We start from the raw sequence: 24,382 nt of genomic DNA, 5'->3' as shown, positions 1-24,382 counted from the left end.
AGGTCGGGGTCCGGGGCGGGCGTCGAGGCCGGTGCGGGGTCCGGACCGGGCGTCCCGTCCAGGTCGGGGTCCGGGCCGGGTGTCGCGGCCGGTGCGGGCGTGGAGGCCGTTGCGGTGTCCGGGCCGGGCGTTCCGTCCAGGTCGGGTTCCGGGGCGGGCGTCCCGTCCAGCGCGGGCGCGGAGGTCGGCGCGGGCGCGGAGGTCGGTGCGGGGGTGGGGACGGGTGTTGGCGTGGGTGGGACCACGATGCGGGGGGTGTGCTCCGCGGGTGGGTCGCCTGCGGCCATTGTGCCCGTCACCGGCTGGTCCCCGCGCAGGCGGCCAGGTTTTCCTGGAGGAGTGCTGCCAGGCGGTGGGCCGCGGAGGCGTCGAGGCGGGCCTTTGAGTAGCGCAGCGTCAGGTGGAGGCGGCCCGCCGTCGAGGCCGCCGTGACGGCCAGGCCGCGGGGCATCCGGGACGGGGCCGAGAACCACACCGCCGTGGCCTTGCCCGCGCCCTCGAATTCCAGCGGATACGGGATGCGCCCGATGTTGCTGAGCAGCGTCGTCGACTTCCACGGAGACGCGGCCCAGCTCAGCGTCCTCGCCAGCACGCCGCGAATCGCGACCGGCGCGAGCGGCGCCGTGAGGATCGTGCCCGACAGGCCCATCGGGTGGTCGCTCACGTCGACCTTGAGCGCGTGCGTGCGCGTCATCGTACGGCGGAGAAGGCGCGCCACCGCCTCCTTGTCCGGCGGATCCGCCGTGAGCAGCTCGCGGTCCTCGCGCTCCTCCGGCCCGAAGCCGACCTCGGTGAGGCGGGTGCCGTTGCCGATCGGCATTTCGGCGGAGAGGCGGGAGCGGTTGTCGACCGGCATGGTGATCTGTACGGGCCCCGGCGCCTGCCCGTGCTCGGTGTTCCAGCGGGCGGCCATCAGGCAGGTGGCGACGAGGAGTTGGTCGTTGACCGTGGCGCCGTCCGGCGTGCGGCGCGGAGCCGGGAGGTCCAGGAGGAGCATGCCGTTGCCGGTGGCGGGCGCCTTCGCCTCGCCGGCGATGCGGATGGGCCGGAACGGGGCCGAGGGCGCGGCCACCGGCGGCGGGGTCGCGGAGGAGGGGGCGGCCGGGGGAGCCGCCGGTTCCACGTGCTCATGCCCGCTGTATATCTCCGCCGCCGTCGACAGCACGCGGAGGAAGGACGGGCCGTCCATCGCCGTGTGGTTGATCGTGACCATGAGGACCGTGCCGCCCGCTTCGGTCTCGACGGCCTCCATCCGGACGGGCGGCGACGCGTCCAGCGGCGGGCAGTCGGTCATGGTGCGCTCGCGCGCCGCCTCCACCGCGCCGCGCCCTGCGGGGATGAAGGTGACCGGTTCGACGTCGGGTTCCGCCGTCAGCTGCCAGACGTAGCGGCGGTGCCACCAGCGGCTCGGCGTCTGCCGCATGAGGATGCGCGGGTGCCGGGCCATCGCCTCGCGGAAGGCCGTGCGGAGGCGTTCGTGGTCCAGCCGGCCGGGGAGGTGCACCTCGATGTGCACCGTCTCCGGCTCGCTGGGCTCCAGGCAGTGCAAGGAGATCTCGTCCAGCGTGGGGAACGGGACGAGGTCCGGGGCCTCGGCCGGCTGGGGGCGAACTGCGGTCATCTGAGTCCGTTCAGTGGGTGGGCCGGGTCGATTCGGGTGCTCATCGACCACCGTCCTCGGGCGGGCGGTCCTCCGGCGGAGTGTCCGAGGGCTCCGGGGTGCCGAGCGGCGGCGTGGACGGGTCCTTCGCGTCGTCGGCGGCCGCGTCGCGCGGCTGGGTGCCGAGCGGGGGCGTCGACGTGTCGTCGCCCTGGCCGCCGCCGAGCGGGATCGGCGGGGTCGGTACGAAGCCGTCCGCGGGCTCGTCCTCGGGTACGTCCTTCTGCGGCTGCGCCTCCGGGGCGTGCTCGTCGTCCAGGCCCAAGTTGCGGAGCAGCTCCGGGGGTTCGTCGCTTTCGCCGCGGTGACGGCCGAGGGCCGTCGTGGCCGGGTCCTCGTCCGGGGGCGGCTCCTCCGCCCCCGTCCGGTGGAGAGCGGTGGTCGGGTGGTCGGGCTCCCGTGCCGGCAAGTCCGGCTGGGTCGGGGCGTGTTCGGGCGTGGCCTGAGGCGGGAAGCCCGCGTACTGGCCGGGCGCGTACTCGCCCTGCGGGCCGGGGGCGCCGCCGGGCTGCGCGCCTGCCGGATAGCCGGGCTGTGCGCCGGCCGCATAGCCGCCCGCGGCGAAGCCGGCCGCACCGGGAGCCCCGCCCGCGCCCGCATACGCGGGCCCGCCCGGCCCCGGCTCACCGGCCGCCTGAGCCGGCTCGCGGCCATTCCAGCCGCCCACCGACACCAGCGCCGCCGCCAGCGCCAGCAGCGCCAGCGCCTGCGCCGGACCGCTGTAAGCGCCCTCGTTCATACGGACAGGTTCCCCCGCCCCCGTCGCGGCGGCTATCCCCGCGCCGGCCATGGCTATCAGCGCGATCGGCGGCAGCAGCGCCGGCCGCGCCCGCGCCAACAGAGCCAAGGCCGGGACCACCAGCGCGTACGGCCCCGCGATCACCGCGAAGACCAGCGTCAGCACCACCGTGCCCAGCGCCCACCCGATCGCAGGCTGCGGCTCCGGCTCCACTTCAAATTCCTCGCGGGCATTGCGGCGGCCCACCAGGGCCACGCCGATCAGGGCGAGGATGGCCGCGACCGCGACCCACAGCCCGACCTGATACCAGGTGGCCGGCTCGTACGACAGCTTCACCTGGCCGCCCGAGCCGCTGGGGACCAGGAAGCCCTGCTGCCAGCCGTCCAGCCGGACCGGGCGGAGCTCCTTGCCGTCGAGGGTGGCCTTCCAGCCGTCGTTGTAGTTCTCGTACGTGGTGAGGTACGTGTCGTCGCCGTCGCCCACGGTCACCCGGCGCTGGTCGCCGGCCCAGTCCGTGGCCTTGACGTCGCGCTGCAGCTCGGAGGGCTTGCCTGCCTCGCCGCGGGTGAGGGTCAGGTCCGTAACCGCCAGGGGGCCGTCGTCGCCGGACTCCACGCGGTGGTTGCCGGCGGGCAGGGAGACGGGGCCTGCCGTGTCGTTGGCGCCGCCGCAGACCTTGATGTCGATCGGCTTGCGGTCGGCGAGGTCGCCGAGGGTGCCCTTGGCGCTGGTGGACCGGAACTTGCCGTCCACCGACACCGTCGGGCCCTCGCCGCACTCGAGCTCGAAGGGCTCGTCCGGGTCCGGGACCTTGGAGCGGAGGTCGTCCATGCCGGGGATGTAGACCTCGGTGATGCCTACGGGGAGCTGCATGTCGCGGTCGGCGAAGGGGTTGTGGACCTTCAGCGACTCGGACTTGGTGATCTTGATGTCGACCTGGTTGGTCGTCACCGGCTCGAAGCGGGCCCAGCCGTTCTCGTCCACGCCGGTCGTCACCGCGCCGCCGGGCGTGGTGATCTCCACCTCGGTCGGCTTGGCGGAGATGCCGCCCGCGCCGGCCAGGACCATCGAGGAGATCTCCTTCGCCTCCGGCCACTTCAGGTGCAGGGTCGGGGTCTTGCCCGCGATCCAGGCCGTGGTGAGGTCGCCGTCGACCAGATTGCGCGGGGTGAGCGACGGGCTGAGGGAGCTCGTCGACTCCGCGGTCGCGGTGATCTTCTCCTCGGGGGTGTCCGGGTCGACCTGGTCGCGGAGCTCGTCCAGCGCCTGGCCCTGGACCGGGACCGCCTTGCCGGTGATGGCGTAGTCGCCCTCGGTGCCGGTGGTGAACTGGCGGTGCAGGCCCACCTCGGAGGCGGCCGGGTTCAGGCCGCCCGGGTCGCTGCCGCGGTGCAGCGAGACGATCTCGCTCGCGGTGTCGCGGTTGGCCTCGGCGTCCGCCGGGAGCCGCAGCATCCGGGTCACCTGGACGTCCGGGACGGTGATCTCGGCGAAGCCGGCGCCGGTGAAGCCGGCCTTCGGCTCCTGGGCGTCGGTGATGGTGACCTTCAGCCACTTCGCGGCGCCCTCGGGGGCCTTGACCATCTGCTGCTGGTCATTCGGCTTCATGGTGGACACGACCTTGCCCCGGTCGGTCTCCACCTGGACCCGGGTGGGCCGGGCCCGTACGCCGTCGCCGGGGAGCGGGGTGACCTCCAGGCTGGACGGGAGCGTCTGCTGCTCGTCGAAGTCGACGCGCACCCACTCGTCGGTCGACTCGTCCGGGTTGCCGCCCGCCCAGCCGGTGGCCGGATTGCCGTCGAAGGCGTTGGCCGGGTCGTACTGGGGGAGGTGGAAGAGCCAGTTGCCGGTCGAGGACGCCGACACCTTGGCGGCGCCGCGGAGGTTGGCCGTCGTCTGGTGGGCGAGGCCCTTCTTCGGCAGGATCTGGCTCGGGTTCTCACCCGCGTCCTGCAGCGCGTCCGGGTCGTTCTTCTGGCCCGGGGCGTACGTGTACGACGTGTTGTTGTTCAGCACGCCGAAGCGGGTGTCGGCGCGGCGGAGGCCGTCGGCCTGCACGCTCAGCGGCGGGCTGTCGATGCCGGGCGCGCTGTCGCCGGTCAGCACGGCCGGGCGGTTGCGCCAGTCGCCGGAGCCCGACAGCTGCAGCAGCGACTCGGGGCCGCCGCTGATCACGGCGGTGTCCTCGGCGTTCATCGAGCCGACCGGGCCGGGGCTTTCGCTGCCCTTCGGCGGGGCGTAGATCTCGACCGCGCGCTGCTGCGAGTAGATGCCCTGGATCTGGACCGGGGTGCCCGCGGGGATGCGGCCGCCGGTCATCTTCGGGCCGTACTCCTTGACCTTGCGGTAGCCGGACTGCTCCAGGGTGCGCTTGACGGTGGACGGCGGCACGTACCCCGTCTGGTCGGGGTCGAGGTCATTCCGTACGACCACATAGTGCAGGCCCGCGCGGGCCAGGAAGTCGTCGAGGCCCGGGACCTCGCCGCCGGTCATCAGGGCGCGGTCGACGGCGTCCATGACGCGCTGCGAGCCGGGGGTGCCGAAGGGCACGTAGTCGCGCTGCGCCCAGCGCGAGTCGGCGAGCACGTCGAGGGGCTGGTCGATGGGCTTGCCCCAGGTGTACGTGCCGTGGGCGGTCGCGGGGGCGACCATGGCGCGGCTGTCGGGGGAGTACTCCTCCAGCCACTTGGCGGTGTCCTTCCAGTACTTGGGGAGCTCCTTGAAGCCGCCCGGCTGGAGGATGTCGCCGTTCACGTACGGAAGGAGGAGGCCGGGGAGGACGAGGACGCCGGCGATCAGCGGGTAGAGGCGGCGGCTCTGGGCGGGGCGGGTGCCGTAGCGGCTCGCGGCCGTCGCGGTCACGTGCGCGAGGCCGAAGGCGAGGGCGAGGGCCACGCCCGGCTGGAACTTGTAGATGTTGCGGAAGGGCGAGAGCCAGCCGTCCAGCGCGACGCGGATGCCGTCGGCGAAGGGGGCGCCGAGCGCGCCCGCGTAACCGGCGAGCATGATCAGCACGGACAGCATGACGGTCAGCACCAGCCAGCGGCGCTCCGGCAGATCGCGGCGGGCCAGGCCCGCGAGGCCGATCGCGGCGGCGAAGGCGGAGCCGATCACCGCGAGCCAGGCCGACGCCACCGTCCAGCCGGCGGGCAGCCAGGCCTCGCCGAAGTTCAGGTACGCCACCCAGTTGCCGGCGCCGCGCAGCGACTCGGTCGCGGACATGGTGGAGGTGACGGTGTCGGACTGCTCGATGAACGGCAGGAAGTTCTCGCCGTACGCGCCGAGGAGGATCAGCGGGACGGTCCACCAGAGGGTGGCGAGGATCAGCCCCGGTATCCACCAGGAGAGGAGGGCACCACGCCGGCGGCCCGTGCGGGTCAGCACGTACAGCAGCGCGGGGAAGAGCGCGGCCAGCGTCGACGCCGCGTTGACCCCGCCCATGAAGGGGATCACCAGCGCCGAACGGACCGCCGCGTGGCGCGGCTTGAGGGCGTAGTCGGCGAGCGGCAGCAGCACCCACGGCAGCACGGCGCCCGGCAGCGCGCCCGCTGAGGTGGAGCCGATGATGATGGTGAACGTCGGCCACAGCGCGTACACGATCGCGCCGAAGACGCGGGTGCCCGGCGAGCCGATGCCCAGCCGCTCCGCCAGCCGCAGCGCGCCCCAGAAGGCGGCGGTGATGATCAGCGACAGCCACAGCCGCTCGGCCAGCCAGACCGGGATCTGCAGCAGGTCGGTGAGCCCGTAGTACGGCAGGCTCGGGAAGAGATAGCCGGCGTACTGGTCGGCGATGCCGCCGAAGCCCGCCCGGTCGTGCCACAGCGAGTTGAGGTCGCCGATGAACTTCCACGGGTCCGCGGCCACGCCCAGCTTGGTCTCGAAGGTCATCTTCCCCGCGGACGGCACGAGGAAGGCGACCAGCGCGACCAGCCAGAAGCCGAGCAGCCACTTGCGGCTGCGCCGGGCGCCCTCGGGGGGCTCGGCTTCAGGACCCGCCGGCGGTGGCGCTCCGTGTGGCTGTCCCGGCTGCACCGGGTTGAGAGGAAGCGTGGAAGTCATGGGCACCGCCGGAGAATGAGGAGGAGGTTCCAGGTGGCGAATTCGCGTATGCCGGGTACGCGGACGATCGCTTCGGCGAGGAACGGCCAGTAGCGGGAGCGGGCGGAGAGCACCTCGACGTCGTCGCGGGTGCGTACGTGCCTGAGCACCGGGCCGATGTGCACGGCGAAGAGGTTCTCGCCGAGGGTGTGCTTGGCCTCGCGGCCGTGCTTGCGCGCGTAGCGCTCGCGGGCGCGGTGGGCGCCGAAGTAGTGCCAGGGGGAGGTCTCGTGACCGCCCCACGGGGAGAGCCAGTTCGTGTACGAGACGTAGATCAGGCCGCCGGGCTTGGTGACCCGGATCATCTCGGAGAGGAAGGTCGTCGGGTCGTCGACGTGCTCCAGGACATTGGAGGAGAAGGTGACATCGGCGCTGCCGTCGGCCAGCGGCAGCAGATACCCGTCCGCCCGTACCGCTCCTGCAGGGGGTGTGCCCTGCGCGTTGAGCTCGGCCGTGTCCGGCTCGAAGAGATACGCGTCGGCGCCCCGCCGCCGGAACTCCTCGGTGAAGTGCCCGCTGCCGCCGCCGATGTCGACGACCAGGTTGCCTTTGATATCCGCATGTCGCTCGACCTGGTCGACGGCGTCGCGGGCGAGGGTGGAGTAGAAGAGCTCGGGGTCGGTCTGCTCGCGCAGGAAGGCGCGGAAGAGCGTGGCGGACCGCCGAACCGAGGGATCCCGCAAGGGCGTGGGCAGGCGTTCCGCTGAGCGGAACGGTTGGGCACGGCCGGACCGCACCCGGCGACGCGACGGGCGCCGAGATTCACCAGGCCCGTAGGCTCCGGCACGCTCCGCCTTCTCGGCGTCCGCCATCGGTCACCGCCCTCTCTGCTCGGCGGCCGCAGCCGCCATCGCCTCCGCCGCCACCGCGCGGAAGTCCCCCACCGTCGCCTCCCACCGGAACCGCGCCGCCCGCCGCCGGGCCGCCACGCCCAGCGCGGTGCGCCGCGACTCGCTCAGCGCGAGCGCGCACCAGTGCGCCGCGAAGGCGCTCTCGCCGGAGGCGAGCATCCCGGTCGAGCCGTCCGCGATGGAGTCGCGCAGCCCGGGTATGTCGAAGCCGATCGCCGGCGTGGCGCGGGTCGCGGCCTCGGTGACCACCAGGCCCCAGCCCTCCACCAGCGACGGGTGCAGCAGCAGCCAGGCCTGGCACAGCAGCCGATGCTTGGCCTCCTCCGATACGTGCCCGGCGAACTCGACGCCGGGCCCCGCCATCGCCTCCAGCCGGGCCCGCTCGGGCCCGTCCCCGACGATGACAAGACGCCCGCCGGTGACGGGCCGGACCCGCTCCCACAGCCGCAGCAGCAGATCGATGCGCTTGTACTCGACGAGTCGGCCCATCGCGAGAAAGAGCGGCTCCTCGGCCTTGGGGTGCAGCGGTCCTGGCTCCTCGACGCCGTTGTGCACGACCCGTATCCGCTCCTTGTCGACGCCGATCGCGCGCAGCGCGTCGGCGGTCGAGTCGGACACGGCGACCAGGAGATTGCCGCGGTGCGCGCCGGACAGCGCCCAGTGCTCGAGCCGCCGCCCGAGGCGGGCCACCGGCTTCGGGTAGCGCATGTGCCACAGATCGGTGTGCACGTGATTGACCAGGCACAGGGAGGGGCCCGGGTGCCAGAGCGGGGCGAGGTACGGCATGCCGTTGCAGACCTCGACCAGCAGATCGGTCTCGCCCACCTGGCGGGCGAACGCGCGCCGCGCGCGCAGGAAGTGCCCCGCGTCGCCGCCCGCCGAGACGACACGGTAGTCGCGGTACGCCGCAGGCCCCCCGCACAGCAGGGTCACCTGGTGGCCGAGCCCGGTCAGCCCGGCGGCGAGCCGGTCGACGAGCAGCTCGGAGCCGCCGGCGGCCGGGTTGCCCAGGTCGCGGCGGGCGAGAAAGGCGATGCGGCGCGGCGCGGCCGGGGCCGGCCGTACCGCATCGGCGATGGGGTGAGGGTGGGTCCGCGGCCCCGAAAGGGCGGCTGCGGTGGGTGGTACGTGCTGGGGCATTGGTGCTCCAACTCGTTCTCAGGGTGCGGCGCTTACAGGACCTCTGGTGCTCTGTGCTGGGCCGTGCTGGTGGCTGTTCATGATGCTGCAACGGGCTGCGGAGGGGCCCCTTCCGGCGCGGGTTCCTCCTCGTCAGGGCCTTGCCGGCCCCGTACGACGAGGGCGACGCCGAGGGCGGTGAGGAGCAGCCCGAGCGGACCGCCGACGAGCGGGATGGTGGTGCTGACGGCCTTCAGCTGGCCGCTCTCGGTCTTCGCCTGGTCGACCTGGTCGCGCTGCGTCGCGTCGGTGAAGTCGATGCCGGTCTTGCTCTCCAGCAGGACCACCTTGTCGGAGTTGCCGCCGGGCTGGCGGAGCGTCTTCCGCGGCGAGATCTTGGCGTAGAGGATGCGTCCGGTGCGCTGGTCGGCGACCAGCTCGATGCCGGAGTTGGAGTAGTACTCGTCGGCGAAGACCTGGCTGCGGTCCGGCATGCCGACGATGGCGCCGGGGACCTGCCGGGTGCCGGTCTTGACCGCCTCGGTGACCTTCCCCTTGAAGCTCAGCCCGGTGTAGCCCTGGATCTTCTTCTTCCCCGAGTACTTCAACGGGACCGTGTCCTGGAGGGTGTTGTCCCACCACTGATAGGTCCGCTTCTCGACGTCGAAGGGGAACTTCAGCCCCGCCTCGCCCTGGATCTCGTCCGCGCTGCCGCCGGTCTTCTCGCCGCAGCAGTGGACGGGCAGGTTGGTGTCGCGGTCGATGACCCAGCGCTCCAGCGTCCACTGGAACGCCTTGCGCGGATCCTTGAGCGGCAGCGTCTTCGGGTTGTCGACGGTCGTGGAGGCGTCCAGGACCGCGTGCCCGCTCTTCTCGCTGTCGTGCACGTCGGCCAGCACCCGGCGGGTGATGGTCAGCGTCTGGTTGTCGCGGACCTTCTGGGTGTCCTGGTCGAAGTACTTGCCCTTGCCCGTGTAGTGCGTCGCCTGGTCGATGTCGATCGGGACCAGCTTGACCCGGGGCTGCACGTAGAAGGCGAGCACGGGGGCGAGGACAAGCAGAAAAACCCCGAGCCCGAGGAGCGCCAGGGCCCAAGGTGAGGTCGAACGGCGCATGCTTGCCCTCCAGGGAGTGGCTCCAGCGGACGGATTATCACTGTGGTGCGCGTTCCAGGCTTTACGGGTCGGTAACGTAGGCGTGTGCTTGACAGGGTGTCAATGGTGCTTTCACACTCTGCACCCATGCAGAACAGACTGGTTGCCGCAGTCGTGACAAGCGTGGTGGCCGCAGCGCTCGCTTTCGCAGCGGGCCTGGGCATCGTCGCCGTACGCAACGCGACCCCCGAGCAGCCGAACGTGCCGCTCGTGCACTTCAACAACGGCTGAGGGCTAGGGCCTCTCTTTCGGATCTTGCCGGGTCCCGCACCGCCCGGCACGCGCCCTCGCCGCACGCCGCCCCCGGACCGGTGGCTCCGCCACAGGACCGGGGACGGCGCACGCCGAGGCCACGCACCGACCGATGCTCCTATGTCCCAGGTCAGACCGCACACCCACCCGCACTTGGCACCTCCCAGTGCTAGCCGACAAGATCCGAAAGAGAGGCCCTAGGTGGCGGGCGCCGCACCACTCGCTGCCTGGCGAGACGTACCGCCGTCGCGGATACGGCAGTTCGCCCAGCTCGCCCGGGACGAGGCCCCCGCGCTCGCCGAGTCGATCCTCGGCGAGGTCTGCCGTACGCATCCGGCGCTGCCGGCCGCGCTCGGCGAGGCCGGCCTCAAACGCGCCCGGAATGCGATCCACCGGGCCGTGGAGCAATTTGTCGACCAGGTGACAAGTAGTCACCAGGCGCCGTCAGCTGACGAGCGCGAACCACCCCCGGAGTTCAAGGACTTCGGCCGCGCGGCGGGGCTGGCGGGCCGCAGCCTCGACTCCCTCCAGGCGATGTACCGGCAGGGCGTGCGGCTGGCGTGGCGGCGGCATGCGGAGCAGGGCCAGAAGGTGGGCATTCCGCCACCGGCCATGTACGCGCTCGCGGAGGCCGGTTACGCGTACCTCGACGGGCTGGTGGACGAGACCGTGCGCGGCTATGCGGAGGCGGCGGCCCAGCAGGCCGAGGAACGATTGCGGCTGCAACGCCGCCTGATGGATCTGCTGTTGGCGGAGGACAGCCCGCTGGACGTGAAGGCACTCGGCGACCGCTCGTCGCGGGTCGGCTGGGCGCTGCCGCGCCAGGTGTCGGTGGCGGTGCTGCGCCGCCCCGGCCAGGCGGTGGTGTCACCCGCGGTGGCCCCCGACGTCCTCCTGGACATGGACAGCGAACAGCCGCGCCTGGTCGTACCGGACCCCGGAGCCCCGGGCCGCACGGAAGGCCTCCGCCGCGCACTGGTCGGCTGGTCAGGAGCCCTGGGTCCACCCGTCCCGCTGGCCGCGGCGCCAATGTCCCTGCGCTGGGCGACAACGGCAGTCGCGCTGATGGCCCGTGGCCTGCTCCCCGACGGCGAGGTGCTGCACTGCACGGAGCACACGGAGGCGCTGCTGCTGCTCCCGCACCCAGAACTCCTGGACGACCTGGCCCAACGCCGCCTCGCCCCCTTGGAAAGCTGCGGCCCGGTCCACGCCCGCCGCCTCTCCCAGACCCTGCTGGCCTGGCTCGAATCCCGCGGCGGCTCCGCCCCCGACATCGCCGCCCACCTGGGTGTGCACCCGCAAACCGTCCGCTACCGCCTCCGCCAGATCCGCGAACTCTGGGGCGAATCCATCGACGACCCGGCGCGCCGCTTCGAGCTCGAGCTGGTCCTGCGGGCGCGGCGGCTGCGGGGGGAGCTGGCGGGCCGGTAGCCGCGCTACGTACACTGCGCGCCGCACCTGCCACTGCCTCGGTTCGACGGGCCGGACGAAGGGCTTTACAGCACCATGGTCGACATTGCGATTCACGCCGGCGCGGAGCTCGGCGAGGGACCCACGTGGGACACGGCCGGACAGCGGCTGATCTGGGTGGACATCCTCGGGGCGCGCATCCACACGTACGACCCGGTGAGCGGACGGCGGACGGTGCAGGCGACGGAGCAGCACGTGGGGGCCGTCAAGCCTCGGGCCGGCGGCGGGCTGGTGGCGTGCCTGCGCGATGGCGTGGGGCTGTACGACGCCGACGGCTCCTTCCGCTGGCTCCTGCACGAGCCGGTCCCCGGCCGCCGCGCGAACGACGCGGGCGTCGCGCCGGACGGTGCGCTGTGGGCGGGCACGATGCGCTACGACTCGGCGCCGGGCGGCGGCACGCTGACGCGCCTTACGGGCGACGGCAGCGCGGAGGTCGTGCTCGACGACGTGACGATCAGCAACGGCCTCGGCTGGACCGCGGATGGCTCGAAGCTGTACTACGCCGATACGCCGACGGGCCGGGTGGACGTCTTCGACGTGGCGGAGGGCGGCGCGAAGGCCTCCGGGCGGCGCCCCTTCGCCGAGATCGAGGAGGGCGCGGGCTCGCCCGACGGGCTGTGCGTGGACGCGGACGGATACGTATGGGTGGCGCTGTGGGACGGCGCGGCGGTGCGCCGCTACGCGCCGGACGGCACCCTGGACCGAGTCATCGACCTACCGGTGACCCAGCCGACGGCCTGCGCCTTCGGCGGCGCGGACCTGACGGACCTGTACATCACGTCGGCGTCGGTAGGCGACCGCCACCCGCTGGCGGGATCGGTGCTGGTGCTCCCGGGGGCAGGCCAGGGCTTGGCACAGCCGGCGTTCGCAGGCTGACACTGGCGCTGCGGGGGCAGGCGTCCCGCTGGGCGGGACGGGTGGGCCCGGACGTTTCCGGCGGCCGCCGACGCAGCTCGCACCGAGCACCACTCACGCGGCAGCAGACAGACCGGGTTCCGCCGGCACGGCGAACTCGCACCACACCACCTTCCCCCCACCCCGAGCCTCCACCCCCCACACATCCGCCAGCCGATCCACCAGCAGCAGCCCCCGCCCCGACACCCCCGACTCCCCAGGCTCCCGCCGCCGCGGCATCGCACTCGACCGATCCTCCACCTCGATCCGCAGCCGCCGCTCCGGCGCCGCCGCCACCATCCGGACCGTCGCCTCCGCCGCCCCATCCGTGTGCAGCAGCGCATTGGTGACCAGCTCATCCGCCACCAACTCGATCTCATCCGCCCGCTCACCCGCACCCCAGGCGCGCACCGCCGCCCGGATCATGTGCCGCGCCGCGGACAGCGCATCGGGATCGGCGGCCGGAATGTGCTGCCGCAACCGCCCGGTCGGCCCGCACGCCCCGGCGGCACCCGCCCCATCCCCCGCCGCCCCCACCCCGCGCAGCGCCCCACCACCCCGCCGCAGCAGCACCAGCGCCATATCGTCCTTGACCCCCCGCTTCTCCACCACATCGCACAACGCGTCCGCCAGCTCATCGACATCGTCCGGCCCTGCCGTCACCAGCTCCCGCAACTCCCGCATCCCCGACCCAAGATCCGTACCCGGCTGCTCCAGCAGCCCGTCCGTACACAGCAGCAGCGCGTCTCCCGGATCCAGCGTCAGCGAGGTCACGGGATACTCCAGCCGCCCGAAGTCCGCGGAAAGACCGAGCGGCAGCCCGCCCGGCACCGGCAGCCAGCGCGTGATCCCATCCGGGTGCCGTACGAGCGGATCGACATGCCCGGCCCGTACGACCTGAAGCGACCCGGTCGCGAGGTCGATCTCCGCGTAACAGCAGGTCGCGAAGCGCTCGGTGTCGAGCTCGTGCAGGAAGGTCGACGCCCGCGCCATCACCGTCGCCGGGCTGTGCCCCTCCGAGGCGTACGCGCGCAGCACGATGCGCAGCTGCCCCATCACCGCGGCGGCCTGCGTGTCGTGCCCTTGCACGTCCCCGATCACCGCCGCCACCCGCCCGCGCGGCAGCGGGATGACGTCGTACCAGTCGCCGCCGATATCGAGGCCCGTCCGCGGCGAGCGATAGCGGACCGCCACCTCCGCGCCCGGCACCTGCGGGATGCTCGGCGGCAGCATGGCCTGCTGCAGGCGTTCGGCGAGGTCGTGCTCCTGGTCGTACAGGCGGGCCCGCTCCAGGCTCTGGGCGATGGTGCTGGCGAGGGCGAGGAGGAGGTTGCGCTCCTCGGGGGTGAAGGCGCGGCGGTCGGCGTAGAAGAGGCCGAGGACGCCGACCGGGCGGCCGAGGGCGACCAGGGGGAGGTACGCGGCGGCCGTGACGCCGAGCGGCTTGATGTACGGCCACAGCAGCGGGTAGCCGTGCTTGAACTCCTCCGGCGAGGTGATGAACCGCGGCTGCATCGTCCGCACGACCTCGCTCATCGGGAAGTCGTCCGCGTCGACGTCGGAGAACTGGTGCTCCGGCACGTAACTGCCCGCCTTGCCCTCGGCGACGAGCTCGATGTGATGGTTCTCGACGAGGCCGAGGAGGACGTTGATGGCGCCGAGGCGCCGCAGGGTCTCCTGGTCGCCGAGCACGCCGATCACGTCGCGGACCGTGCTGGCGTGGGCGAGCGCGGCGGTGGTGGACTCGACTATGCGCGACTGCCGCTCGCGCTCGGCGTCGAGGGTGAGGCGGCGGCGGGAGAGTTCGAGCTCGACGGTGGCGTCGCGGACGATGCCGATGATGCGGTGCGGCCGTCCGGTCGCGTCGCGGCGGATGGAGCCCTGGGTGTGGGTCCACTGCAGGGTGCCGTCACGGCGGCGGACCTTGAAGTACGCCCCGTAGTCCTGGCTGCCGTCCTTCAGGGCCTGCGAGACGAGGGCGTCGAGGCGGATGCCCTCGGCGGTGGGGACGCGGACGGAGAGGCTGGTGGGGAAGCCGTCGTAATCCGCCGGGTCAAGATCGAATACGGCCAGCCCACTGCTGTCGAGATGCATGCGCCCCGTATCGAGATCCCAGTCGAAGCTCCCCATGCGATTGAGCGCGAGGCTGAGATCGGAATGCGCAGGCCAGGCCCCAGGCAGCCCACCTCCCGGAGGCAGCGCCTCTGGATCCGCCACAGCCGCCATATGCCCACTTTGACAGCGTTTGGAGCTTTTGGCGCTTTCTGTGCGGGCTGGGGCTTCAGGCAGACCCGGGTGATCCCGTCTCGCCGAGCAGTTCGCGCAGCAGGTCGCGGAGGGTTTCGCGGTCGGTGGCCTGAAGGGCCGCCAGGGGCTCGCGGGCGAAGTCCAGGGAGGCGCGGACGCGAGCCGCCGTGTGGGCGCCCTCGGCGGTCACCGCGGCGAGCTTGACTCGGCGGTCCGTCGGGGCGGGGCGGCGTTCGACCAGGCCGCGTTCCTCCAGGCGGTCGACGATGCCGGTGACGTTGGAGGGTTCGCACTTCAGGCGCTGTGCGATGCGGCGCATGGGGAGGGGTTCGCGGGCCAGGAGGGCGAGGAGGCGGGCCTGGGCGCCGGTGAGGGAGTGGGTGGCGGCGGCGGCCTCGTACTCGCCGTGGAAGCGCGCCACCACCGTGCCGATGAGGTCGATGACCTCCCGGGTGACGGGGTCTGGGCTGGGCGGTGTGTTGCTGGCCATACACATCAGGGTAGCCATTTACTTGACAATCTGAAACATTCAGCAGGAAGGTTGTTTCAGGTACTGAAGTAAACCGAAGCCTCAGGAGCGCCAGCGTGTCCGTACCCTCCACCCCCGCCACCGCCCGCGAATGGCACCTCACCGCCCGCCCCCAGGGCTGGCCCGAGCCCTCCGACGTCGCCCTCGTCGAGGCCCCGGTGGCGCAGCCTGGCCCGGGCCAGATTCTGGTCCGTAACCTGCACCTCTCCGTCGACCCGTACATGCGCGGCCGCATGAACGACGTGAAGTCGTACGTCCCGCCTTTCAAGCTGAACGCCCCCATGGACGGCGGCGCCGTCGGCGTGGTCGTGGCCTCGGAGGCCGACGGCTTCGCCGCGGGCGACCATGTGCTGCACGGCCTGGGCTGGCGCGAGTACGCGACGCTGGACGCCCGCCACGCCGCCAAGGTCGACGCGGACCTCGCCCCGCTGACCGCGTACCTGGGCGTGCTGGGGATGCCGGGGCTTACGGCGTATGCGGGACTGCTGCGCATCGGCGGCTTCGAGGAGGGCGACACGGTCTTCGTCTCCGGCGCCGCGGGCGCCGTCGGCAGCCAGGTCGGGCAGATCGCGAAGCTCAAGGGCGCCGCCCGCGTGATCGGCAGCGCCGGCTCGGACGAGAAGGTGCGGCTGCTCACGGAGGAGTACGGCTTCGACGCCGCCTTCAACTACAAGAACGGCCCGGTCCACGAGCAGCTGAAGGCCGCCGCCCCCGACGGCATCAACGTCTACTTCGACAACGTCGGCGGCGACCACCTGGAGGCGGCCCTGTCGGCGCTGAACGACCACGGCCGCATTGCGGTCTGCGGCCTGATCTCGCAGTACAACGCGACCGAGCCGCAGCCGGCGCCGCGCAATCTCGCGTACGTCCTGACCAAGCGGCTGCGCATGCAGGGCTTCATCGTCACGGACCAGGGCGACATGCGCCCCGAGTTCCTGAAGGACGTCTCGGCATGGATCCGCTCCGGCGAGCTGAAGTACCGCGAAACATTCGTTTCCGGAATTGAAAACACCTTTGACGCATTCCTGGGCGTACTGCGCGGAGCGAACACGGGGAAGATGATCGTCAGCCTCGAGAGCTAAGATCTCAACAGATTGTTGAATCTGCAGAGACGTACGGAAGGAACTCGCACCACCATGCCCATCCAGTCCAAGGACGTCCTCTACACCGCCGTAGCCACCGCCGAAGGCGGCCGCGACGGCCGAGTCGCCACCGACGACGGCAAGCTCGACGTCGTCGTCAACCCGCCCAAGGAAATGGGCGGCAACGGCGCCGGCACCAACCCCGAACAGCTCTTCGCCGCCGGCTACAGCGCCTGCTTCCAGGGCGCACTGGGCGTCGTCGCCCGCAACGAAGGCGCCGACATCTCCGGCTCCACGGTCACCGCCAACGTCGGCATCGGCAAGAACGACGAGGGCTTCGGCATCCTGGTGAACATCACCGCTTCGATCCCGAACGTCGACGCCGCGACGGCCAAGGACCTGGTGGAGAAGGCGCACCAGGTGTGCCCGTACTCGAAGGCGACGCGGGGGAACATCGAGGTCAACGTGTCGGTGGCGTAGTGCCCACTGCGTAACGCGCAACGCGTAACGCGCTGCGCGCAGGCTCCGCCGACGGGGGCCGCATCATCCGGTGGGGTGGTGCGGCCCCCGTTGTGCGCTTTAGCGGCTTGTACGTGCGGGTGGCTTGCCGTCACCATCCCGCCCACCAGGGCGTATCGTGCACGCTCTCAGCTGCGAAGGAGGCGTACAGGACGGTGGGGGACGCCGAGCTGCGCGGGCGGCAGGACGAGGTGCGGCGGATCGAGCGGATGCTTGCCGCCGCCCGCGAGGGCAAGAGTGGCGCGCTCCTGGTTCATGGCGAGGCTGGCATCGGCAAGACCGCGCTGCTCGACCACGCCGCCGAGCAAGCCGTCGCCGAAGGCGTCCGCGTGCTGCGCACCGAAGGCGTCGAGTCCGAGACCGACCTCGCCTTCGGCGGACTGCACCAGCTCTTCCTCCCCGTCCTCGACACCCTGGACCGGCTGCCCACCCCGCAGGCCACCGCTCTCCGCGCGATCTTGGGCCTGACCGACGCCCCCGTGCACGACCGCTTCACGGTCGCCCTCGCCGCGCTCTCCGTCCTCTCCGAAGCCGCCACCGACCAGCCGGTGCTCTGCGTCATCGACGACGTCCAGTGGCTCGACCAGCCCTCCACCGACGCACTCGCCTTCGCCGCCCGCCGGCTGTACGCAGAGGGCGTGGTGATGCTCTTCGGGCTACGGGACACCACCGCAGTCCCGCGTCTCAAAGGCATCCCCCGCCTCCCCCTCACAGGCCTCGACCGCGAGGCGACCGGCGACCTCCTCACCGGACTCCTGCCTTCCGTCGCCGACCGCATCGCCGAGCAGGCGCAAGGCAACCCGCTGGCCCTGCGAGTATTGTCCGCCGCGCTCACCCCGGCCCAGCGGGCGGGCCAACTCGGCTCGTTGCTGCTGCCGGCGGACGTCGACCTGCCGGACCTGCTGGCGGAGCGGATCGGCCGGCTGCCGGGGCCGACCCGCGGGATGCTGGCCGTCGCCGCCGCGGACGACACGGGCGACCTTGCCGTCGTGGTAGCCGCCGCCGCGCGCCTCGGCGGCACCGTGGCGGACCTGGAACCCGCTGAACAGGCCGGCCTCATCCGCCTGTCCGCCGACACCCTGCGCTTCGGCCACCCGCTGATGCGATACGCGGCCTACCGCTCCGCCGCACTCGCCCGCCGCCAGGCCGTACACCGCGCGCTCGCAGCCACGCTCGACCCCGACCGGCACGCGCACCGGCGCGCCTGGCACCTGGCCGCCGCGGCGACCGGGCCCGACGAGGGCGTCGCGGGCGAGCTGGAGCGGGTCGCCGAATGGGCCGGCAACCGGCAGGCGATGGCCTCGGCGTCGGCGGCGTACGAGCGGGCCGCCCAGCTCACGGCCGACCCGTCGCTGCGCGCGTGGCGGCTCATCGACGCGGCGCAGCGGGCGGGCGAGGCAGGCCAGGACCAGCGCTGCCGCATGCTGGCCGACCAGGTCCCGCTCCCGCTCAAGGACCCGGCCATGGCCGCGGACTTCGCCCGCGCCCGGGCCGTCGTCGAACTGGGCTACGGCAGCCCGGCACAGGCGGCGCGGATCCTGCTCGACTGCGCAGAAGAGGTAGGCGCGACACGCCCCGACCGCCTCCGCCCGCTACTGACAGACGCGATCCACGCCGCCCTCTCGGCCGGCGACCCGGAGCTGCTGTCGGAGGTGGCGACCCGAGCCCCGGCGCTGCCGGTACTGACGGTGCCGGCGCGACTGTTCGGCCCGCCGACCGGGAACGGCCGCGCACCCGCCGGGACGGGCCCCGCACTCACCACCGGCGACCCCGCACCCACCACCGACGGCCTCATGGACCACCTCATGTCCGGCCATTACGCCCTCCTCCTCGCCGACCCCCACCGCGCCCACGAGCACGCCACCACCGCCGTCGCCCGCTGCCGCGCCCAGGGCATCCAGGGCTGGCTGCCCACGACGCTCGGACTGCTGGCGCGCGCCGAGACCGCGCTCGGCCGTACGGACGATGCGCACGCGCACGCCACCGAGGCGCTGCGGCTGGCCGATTACTACGACCTCGCCCACCGCGCCGCGCACCTCCGCGCGTGCCTCGCGCTGCTGGCCGCCGCGCAGGGACGCGAGGCCGAGACCCGGAAGCTGGCCGCGCAGGCCCTGGCCTACGCCCGCCCGCGCGACGTCGGCCGGGCCACCGCGGACGCCCTGCACGCGCTCGGACTCCTCGAACTCGGCCTGGGCCACGCCGAATCCGCCCTCGAACAACTCCAGGCCGCCGACCGCGCAGTCGGCAGCCACCCGGCACTCGCCCAAGACTTCCTGCCCCGCCTGATCGAGGCCGCCGTACGCGCCGGCCACCCAGCCGCAGCCCAGGAGCCCACGGCCCGACTCGCGACATGGGCGTCGAGCTGGACGAGTGCAGCGAACCCGGCCCCCACCCCACCCGGCCTGACCGCACTCTCCCGCCGCTGCATCGCCCTCACCGCCCCCGACGCGGACGCAGGCGCGCACTACACCGCCGCCCTCACCCTCCACACCGCCGCCGGCACCAACGCCGACCCCACCGAACGAGCCCACACCGCCCTCCTCTACGGCGAATGGCTCCGCCGCAAACGCCGCCCCCTCGACGCCCGCGAACACCTGCGCACGGCCATGGACCTATTCGCAGCCGCAGGAGCCATCCCCTGGGCCGACCGCGCTCGTACGGAACTGGAAGCCGCCGGCGAATCCCACGACCCGGTCACCGGCACCCGCTTCGCCCGACTCAGCCCCCAAGAACGCGAGGTCGTCCGCCTCGCCGCCACCGGAGCCACCAACCGCGAGATAGCCACCCAGCTCTTCCTCAGCCCCCGCACGATCGGCCACCACCTCTACCGCGCCTTCCCCAAGCTGGGCATCTCCTCCCGTACGGAACTGGCCAACCTGCTCGACTGAGGCTGAGGCGAAGAGCCGCTTGCCGCCGCCGAGCACGACCGGACACCGGGGCGAAGACGTCACTCTCCCTCGGCTGAAAAGACGATCCGGATCTCAGTGACGGCGTAGCCGGCCCGCTCGAAGGCAGCCGCCATCGGCACGTTGCCCATGTCCGTGGTGGCCGTGATCTGCTCGGCGCCCGTCTCCGCCTGGAAGCGGGTGATCTCGGCGAGCACCTCGTCGATGTAGCCGTGGCCGCGGCGCTCGGGGAGCACGCCCAGGTAGCCGACGTTGCGGGCGTACGGCGTCGCCGAGGGGATCGCGAGCCCGACGAGCTCGCCGTCCTCGGCGTCGTACGCCAGCCGCCACCAGCCGCGCTCGCCGAGGCAGTTCAGGTAGAAGTCCATGTCGTCCTGGGCGGCCGCCTCGGCGCCGCGGGCGGCGACGTTCTCACGGGTCCCGTCGTCCAGGCTGCCCACCGCGATCCGGCGGAACATGGCCAGGAACGCCTCGTCCGACGCGGGCGCGAAGCGCAGCCGCCCCCCACTCGCAGGGAGCCCGGCCGCCGGCGTCCACGCGAGCTGCAGCCGCTCGACATAGCGCCCGAGCCCGGCGGCCGCAGCCGCCTCACGCCGCCAGCCGACCGCGGCGGCGGCCGCCGGGTCGGCACGCCAGCCGGGCGCAACCTTGAGCGTGAAGACCGGCGGCTTCCGAGCGCCGGCCCCAGCGCCACCGTCAGCCCCAGCCCCAGCCCCACCCGCCGCAAAGGCGCCGAGCCCGGCCGACAGCAGCTCCGCAGCCACCTTCTCCCGACCGGCCACCGAGGCATCCACCCACAAGCAGTCGAGGTCCACCGGATGCGCCGCGGCGGCCTGCCCCCACCACAGCGCCCGGCCCACCAGCCGGCCGTCATCGTCCTCCGCCAGCCAGGTCCACTCCGGCCGGTACATCCCTTGGCGCAGCTCATCGCGATACCGGTCGGCGGCGATCCAGCCGACCGGCTCATCGACCGTCACAGCTGCCACCCGCTCGGTGTCATCCGCGGTCGCGGGTCTGAACTTCATGCACCCTCCAGGGGTCTTGTCGTCATGCCGCGAACGTAGGCCGGGCGTACCGCGCAGGCATCGGTCGGCATGACTTAATCCGGGCCCGCCGACCAGGGGCGACATCTGGAATCGATTTCGCAGATCCCAGCCGACACACACCCCCTCCCAATGTCTCGCCACGTCACACCCCTTGACCCCCACCACAACCGCACTTAACTTGCCGTGAAATCGATTCCAAGCCTTGGAGGCATTGTGCGCAGAAAAGCCTGGATACGCGGCGGGACGGCCGCATTCCTGGCCGCGGCCACCGCGTTCGGCGGCTACCAGGCCGCCAACGCGAACGAGGAGCCGCAAGCCGCCCCCGACAAGGGCCCCGTCGGCTGGGACACCTACCGCCACCTCGACCAGCTCGCGGGCGTGCCCACCGGCGTGCAGACCAAGCAGGTCTCCAGCTTCGACCGCGCCGGCAACAACGACGACGGCTTCGAGGGCACGTACTCCTGCCTGCGCACCTCCGCCGCCGGCTGCGTCCTCGCCGAGGCGCAAGGGGCGGGCGAGGTCGGCGCGATCTGGTTCACCCGGGACAACGGCGATGTGGCCAAGACCGGGAACATCACCATCGAGCTCGACGGCAAGAAGGTCGTCGACGCACCGCTGCAGGACCTGGTCGACGGGAAGGTGGGCGCCCCCTTCGTCAACCCCCTCGTGGCGAACGCCGACGAGACCTCGGGCGGCGTGCTGATCGAGGTCCCGATGGCGTACCGCGAGTCGATGCGGATCACCACGACCAACAACCCGCTCTTCTACCACGTCTCCTACCGCACCTTCGCCGACGCCGAGGGCGTTACCACCTTCGACCCGGCCGACCCCGCCCAGGACGTACTGGACAAGCTGAAGGCCGCCGGGACCACCGACCCCAAGCCGCCCCAGCCAGGCGCGAAGACGACGACCAAAAACCTCTCCATTGCGCCGGGCAGGGCCCAGACCCTCGCCCAGACCTCCGCCCCCGGCCTCCTCTCCGCCCTCAAGCTCCAGCTCCCGCAGGCCACCTACGTCAAGCCGCGCTCCGAGAAGGACAACGGGCGGGCCTTCGGCAAGGACGGCGCCAGCGCGTTCAAGGTGAAGGTCGACCCGGCGAACGACGGAGTGAAGCTCACCCGCCGCCTCGACCCGTCGATCGGCAAGCAGGTGGCGAAGGTGTACGTGGACGGCCAGGAGGCCGGCCAGTGGGAGCCGAACGCGCCCTCCGGCGGCGGCATGTGGGAGGAGCAGACCCTCGACCTCCCGGCCGCCCTCACCAAGGGCAAGTCCGAGATCACGGTCAAGAACGCCTTCGTCTCCTCCGACTTCGACTACAACGAGTTCACCTACTGGGCGGACAGCGTCGTCGGCGGCGAGAACAAGCGCACCGACACGGTCGACGTCGGCACTGCCGAGAGCGAGACGGCACACGCGTACAAGATCACCGCCCAGACCTGGGAGGGCGAGCGCACCTTCAACTACCCGCTCAGCGCCGACCAGAAGGCCGAGCTCGCCGCCTCGCAGAAGATCACCAAGGGGCTGCGGCTGCGCGTCACCTTCGACGGACGGAAGACGGTCGACTCACCGCTGGGTGAGTTCTTCGGCTCGGGACACGCGGTGGCTCCGGTCAAGGCCCTGATGTACGGGATCGACGCCACAAAGCAAGGCGGCCCCGAGTTCCATTCCTTCTGGCCCATGCCGTACGCGAAGAACGCCAAGGTCGAGCTGGTCAACGGCTCCGACACCGCGATCACCGCGGGCACCTCAGCCGTCACCGCCGCGCCGTCGCCCCAGCACGCCAACGCGGTGAAGGCGGGTACCGAGGGCTATTTCCGCACCACCTCACACGCCGCCGCGACCACCCCCGGCCAGAGCTGGGACTTCCTCAAGACCGGCGGCGCCGGCAAGTTCGTCGGCGTCACCCACACCATGAAGGGCGAGCTCAACCGCAACTACCTCGAGGGCGACGAGCGCGTGTACGTCGACGGCTCCCGCACCCCGCAGTTCCACGGCACCGGCACCGAGGACTTCTACCAGAGCGGCTGGTACTTCAACCGCGACGCGTACAACCAGCCCTTCAACGGCAACCCCACCCACCTCGGCGCCCCGACCGGCTGCGCGGCGGACAGCGACTGCACGGGCGCGTACCGGCTGCAGCTGCACGACGCGGTGCCCTTCAAGAACGGCATCGACTACGACATCGAGCACGGCCCCATCAACGACAAGCAGGCCGACTACTCCTCGACCGCCTACTGGTACGGCGTAAAGGGCGCCAGGTCCGCCAAGACCGACACCCTCAAGCTCGGCGACGCCAAGAGCGAGAAGGCACACGGCTACACCTCGGCCGACCCGGGCCCGGTCACCCCGCTCGACTCGGCCTTCGAGGGCGACTTCCAGAAGCCGACCCCACTCGCGGCCGACACCCGCGCCACGGGCAAGCCGGTCACCTTCAAGCTGAAGATCGACCCGGCCAACAAGGGCGTGGAGCTGCGCCGCACGTCCGACCAGAAGACGGGCTACCAGCGGGCCGCCGTGAAGGTGAACGGCACGGCGCTCGCCGACTGGCTGCAGCCGCTCCACAACGAAGGCCGCCGCTGGCTGGACGACACTTACCAGATCCCGGCGTCGGTCACCGCGGGCAAGAAGGAGATCACGGTGACGCTCACGCCGGCCGCGGAAGGACCGGCGTGGTCGGCGGCGTCGTACGAGGCGCACAGCACCAAGTGATCAGCGCACCCCGAAGGAATACTCCGTAGTCGACGCATACGACTCGCCGGGCCGCAGCACGACCGAGGGGAAGTGCGGCTGGTTCGGCGAGTCGGGAAAGTGCTGGGTCTCCAGCGCGACGGCGTCGCCCGGGCGGTACATCCGCCCCGACGTGCCGGTGAAGTCGGGAAGGATGAAGTTGCCGGTGTAGAGCTGCATCCCCGGCTCGGTGGTACGAACCGTCAGGACCCGCCCCGAGGCGGGGGAGTAGAGCTCGGCGACCGGCTCCGCCGTCTCCGTGGCGCCCTTGTCCAGGACGTAGTTCAGGTCGTACCCCTGCCCGATCAGCAGCTGCGGATGCCCGGAGCGCAGCTCACGCCCGATCGGCTTCGGGGTGCGGAAGTCCATCGGCGTGCCGGCGACCTCGGCGATCTCGCCGGTCGCGCAGGAGGTGGCGTCATTCACCGTGTAGCGGGCGGCGACGATGCGGGCCTCGTGGGCCTCCGCGCTGCCGTTGCCCTCGCCGTCGAGGTTCCAGTAGGAGTGATTGGTGAGATTGACGATCGTCGGGGCATCGGTGGTGGCGGCGTAGCCGAGACGCAGATCACCAGAAGCCGTCACCGCGTACGTAACCGTGACATCGAGATTCCCGGGGAAACCTTCCTCCCCATCCGGGCTGGTCCTGGTCAGGGTGAGCACCACCCCGCCATCGCCGGTCTCCCGGCCCTCCGCGGCCCACACCCGCTTGTCGAAGCCGGCCTCGCCCCCGTGCAGGCAGTTCGGCCCGTTGTTCCGCGGCAGCCGGTACGTACGGCCGTCCAGCTCGAAGGAGCCGCCCCTGATGCGGTTCGCGTAGCGGCCGATGAGGGCGCCGAAGTACGGGCTCTGCTCGATGTACTCGTCGAGCGTGGCGCGGCCGAGCACGATGTTGGCGAGCTCGCCGTCCCGGCCCGGCACCTCCACCGACTGCACGATGCCGCCGTACGTGAGCACCCGCACCCGGGTGCCGCCCGCGGTGAGCGTCCAGCGGTCGATGCGGGTGCCGTCGTCGAGCTTGCCGAAGGGCTCGGAGGTCACGGAGGTCATGGAGGGAGGTGTGGGGGAAGCGCTTGCCGTCATGCCCCCGAG

Annotated in this window: 16 protein-coding genes; 7 read left to right on the top strand and 9 right to left on the bottom strand. The window is 72.0% G+C overall.

Going from position 1 to position 24,382, the window contains the following annotated elements:
* Positions 1 to 295: 295 nt before the first annotated feature.
* The 5 genes from ACNNMR_RS12550 to ACNNMR_RS12530 all read right to left on the bottom strand — a co-directional run bounded on the left by ACNNMR_RS12550 (position 296) and on the right by ACNNMR_RS12530 (position 9,582).
* On the bottom strand, positions 296 to 1,621 hold the full coding sequence (locus ACNNMR_RS12550; RefSeq protein ID WP_419994663.1) for a condensation protein: 1,326 nt from the start codon (positions 1,619 to 1,621) through the stop codon (positions 296 to 298).
* Positions 1,622 to 1,661: 40 nt separating this feature from the next.
* Positions 1,662 to 6,458 carry an alpha-(1->3)-arabinofuranosyltransferase domain-containing protein gene (locus ACNNMR_RS12545; RefSeq protein WP_420000339.1) on the bottom strand — a complete coding sequence of 1,599 codons (4,797 nt, stop codon included), beginning with the start codon at positions 6,456 to 6,458 and terminating at the stop codon, positions 1,662 to 1,664.
* Positions 6,455 to 7,180: a class I SAM-dependent methyltransferase gene (locus tag ACNNMR_RS12540; RefSeq protein ID WP_419994662.1), complete on the bottom strand. Its 726-nt coding sequence runs from the start codon at positions 7,178 to 7,180 to the stop codon at positions 6,455 to 6,457. Before ACNNMR_RS12540 ends, ACNNMR_RS12545 begins: the two co-directional genes overlap by 4 nt.
* A 132-nt stretch (positions 7,181 to 7,312) precedes the next feature.
* Complete coding sequence (locus tag ACNNMR_RS12535; protein ID WP_419994661.1) at positions 7,313 to 8,488, bottom strand: glycosyltransferase family 4 protein; 1,176 nt, start codon at positions 8,486 to 8,488, stop codon at positions 7,313 to 7,315.
* 77 nt (positions 8,489 to 8,565) lie between these two features.
* Complete coding sequence (locus ACNNMR_RS12530; protein WP_419994660.1) at positions 8,566 to 9,582, bottom strand: DUF3068 domain-containing protein; 1,017 nt, start codon at positions 9,580 to 9,582, stop codon at positions 8,566 to 8,568.
* Between the two features lie 126 nt (positions 9,583 to 9,708).
* On the opposite strand from ACNNMR_RS12530, the gene ACNNMR_RS12525 reads away from it, so the two are divergent.
* From ACNNMR_RS12525 to ACNNMR_RS12515, 3 genes are all read left to right on the top strand, one after another.
* Complete coding sequence (locus tag ACNNMR_RS12525; protein ID WP_419994659.1) at positions 9,709 to 9,852, top strand: hypothetical protein; 144 nt, start codon at positions 9,709 to 9,711, stop codon at positions 9,850 to 9,852.
* Positions 9,853 to 10,074: 222 nt separating this feature from the next.
* On the top strand, positions 10,075 to 11,304 hold the full coding sequence (locus ACNNMR_RS12520) for a helix-turn-helix domain-containing protein (RefSeq protein ID WP_419994658.1): 1,230 nt from the start codon (positions 10,075 to 10,077) through the stop codon (positions 11,302 to 11,304).
* 75 nt (positions 11,305 to 11,379) lie between these two features.
* Positions 11,380 to 12,219: an SMP-30/gluconolactonase/LRE family protein gene (locus tag ACNNMR_RS12515; RefSeq protein WP_419994657.1), complete on the top strand. Its 840-nt coding sequence runs from the start codon at positions 11,380 to 11,382 to the stop codon at positions 12,217 to 12,219.
* Between the two features lie 93 nt (positions 12,220 to 12,312).
* On the opposite strand, the gene ACNNMR_RS12510 is transcribed toward ACNNMR_RS12515, so the two are convergent.
* Positions 12,313 to 14,367, bottom strand: a complete 2,055-nt coding sequence (locus ACNNMR_RS12510) for a SpoIIE family protein phosphatase (protein ID WP_419994656.1) — start codon at positions 14,365 to 14,367, stop codon at positions 12,313 to 12,315.
* Between the two features lie 151 nt (positions 14,368 to 14,518).
* Complete coding sequence (locus ACNNMR_RS12505; protein WP_419994655.1) at positions 14,519 to 14,974, bottom strand: MarR family winged helix-turn-helix transcriptional regulator; 456 nt, start codon at positions 14,972 to 14,974, stop codon at positions 14,519 to 14,521.
* A 95-nt stretch (positions 14,975 to 15,069) separates the two neighbouring features.
* Here ACNNMR_RS12505 and ACNNMR_RS12500 point away from each other — a divergent pair, with 95 nt between their 5' ends.
* The 3 genes from ACNNMR_RS12500 to ACNNMR_RS12490 all read left to right on the top strand — a co-directional run bounded on the left by ACNNMR_RS12500 (position 15,070) and on the right by ACNNMR_RS12490 (position 19,502).
* Entirely contained in the window at positions 15,070 to 16,095 is a 1,026-nt protein-coding gene (locus tag ACNNMR_RS12500; protein WP_419994654.1) for an NADP-dependent oxidoreductase, read from the top strand.
* A gap of 54 nt (positions 16,096 to 16,149) precedes the next feature.
* A complete protein-coding gene (locus ACNNMR_RS12495) occupies positions 16,150 to 16,575 on the top strand; it encodes an organic hydroperoxide resistance protein (protein WP_419994653.1) in 426 nt (141 codons plus the stop codon).
* A 194-nt stretch (positions 16,576 to 16,769) separates the two neighbouring features.
* Positions 16,770 to 19,502: an ATP-binding protein gene (locus ACNNMR_RS12490; protein ID WP_419994652.1), complete on the top strand. Its 2,733-nt coding sequence runs from the start codon at positions 16,770 to 16,772 to the stop codon at positions 19,500 to 19,502.
* Positions 19,503 to 19,561: 59 nt separating this feature from the next.
* Here ACNNMR_RS12490 and ACNNMR_RS12485 read toward each other — a convergent pair whose 3' ends face one another.
* On the bottom strand, positions 19,562 to 20,545 hold the full coding sequence (locus tag ACNNMR_RS12485; protein WP_419994651.1) for a GNAT family N-acetyltransferase: 984 nt from the start codon (positions 20,543 to 20,545) through the stop codon (positions 19,562 to 19,564).
* 234 nt (positions 20,546 to 20,779) lie between these two features.
* Here ACNNMR_RS12485 and ACNNMR_RS12480 point away from each other — a divergent pair, with 234 nt between their 5' ends.
* Complete coding sequence (locus tag ACNNMR_RS12480) at positions 20,780 to 23,275, top strand: glycoside hydrolase family 172 protein (RefSeq protein ID WP_419994650.1); 2,496 nt, start codon at positions 20,780 to 20,782, stop codon at positions 23,273 to 23,275.
* On the opposite strand, the gene ACNNMR_RS12475 is transcribed toward ACNNMR_RS12480, so the two are convergent.
* Positions 23,276 to 24,340, bottom strand: coding sequence for an aldose epimerase family protein (locus ACNNMR_RS12475; protein ID WP_419994649.1), 1,065 nt, complete (start codon positions 24,338 to 24,340; stop codon positions 23,276 to 23,278).
* Positions 24,341 to 24,382 lie beyond the last annotated feature (42 nt).

Source organism: Streptomyces boninensis, from assembly GCF_048572725.1.
Lineage (GTDB): Bacteria > Actinomycetota > Actinomycetes > Streptomycetales > Streptomycetaceae > Streptomyces > Streptomyces boninensis.
Note: the sequence above shows the minus strand (reverse complement) of the source record. Positions and strands in the feature narration are given on the sequence as shown.

Coding starts and splice junctions, on each gene's coding strand:
- ACNNMR_RS12550 (WP_419994663.1), bottom strand. CDS start 1,621: ATGACCGCAGTTCGCCCCCAGCCGGCCGAGGCCCCGGACCTCGTCCCG.
- ACNNMR_RS12545 (WP_420000339.1), bottom strand. CDS start 6,458: ATGACTTCCACGCTTCCTCTCAACCCGGTGCAGCCGGGACAGCCACAC.
- ACNNMR_RS12535 (WP_419994661.1), bottom strand. CDS start 8,488: ATGCCCCAGCACGTACCACCCACCGCAGCCGCCCTTTCGGGGCCGCGG.
- ACNNMR_RS12530 (WP_419994660.1), bottom strand. CDS start 9,582: ATGCGCCGTTCGACCTCACCTTGGGCCCTGGCGCTCCTCGGGCTCGGG.
- ACNNMR_RS12525 (WP_419994659.1), top strand. CDS start 9,709: ATGCAGAACAGACTGGTTGCCGCAGTCGTGACAAGCGTGGTGGCCGCA.
- ACNNMR_RS12515 (WP_419994657.1), top strand. CDS start 11,380: ATGGTCGACATTGCGATTCACGCCGGCGCGGAGCTCGGCGAGGGACCC.
- ACNNMR_RS12510 (WP_419994656.1), bottom strand. CDS start 14,367: ATGGGGAGCTTCGACTGGGATCTCGATACGGGGCGCATGCATCTCGAC.
- ACNNMR_RS12505 (WP_419994655.1), bottom strand. CDS start 14,974: ATGGCCAGCAACACACCGCCCAGCCCAGACCCCGTCACCCGGGAGGTC.
- ACNNMR_RS12495 (WP_419994653.1), top strand. CDS start 16,150: ATGCCCATCCAGTCCAAGGACGTCCTCTACACCGCCGTAGCCACCGCC.
- ACNNMR_RS12485 (WP_419994651.1), bottom strand. CDS start 20,545: ATGAAGTTCAGACCCGCGACCGCGGATGACACCGAGCGGGTGGCAGCT.
- ACNNMR_RS12475 (WP_419994649.1), bottom strand. CDS start 24,340: ATGACCTCCGTGACCTCCGAGCCCTTCGGCAAGCTCGACGACGGCACC.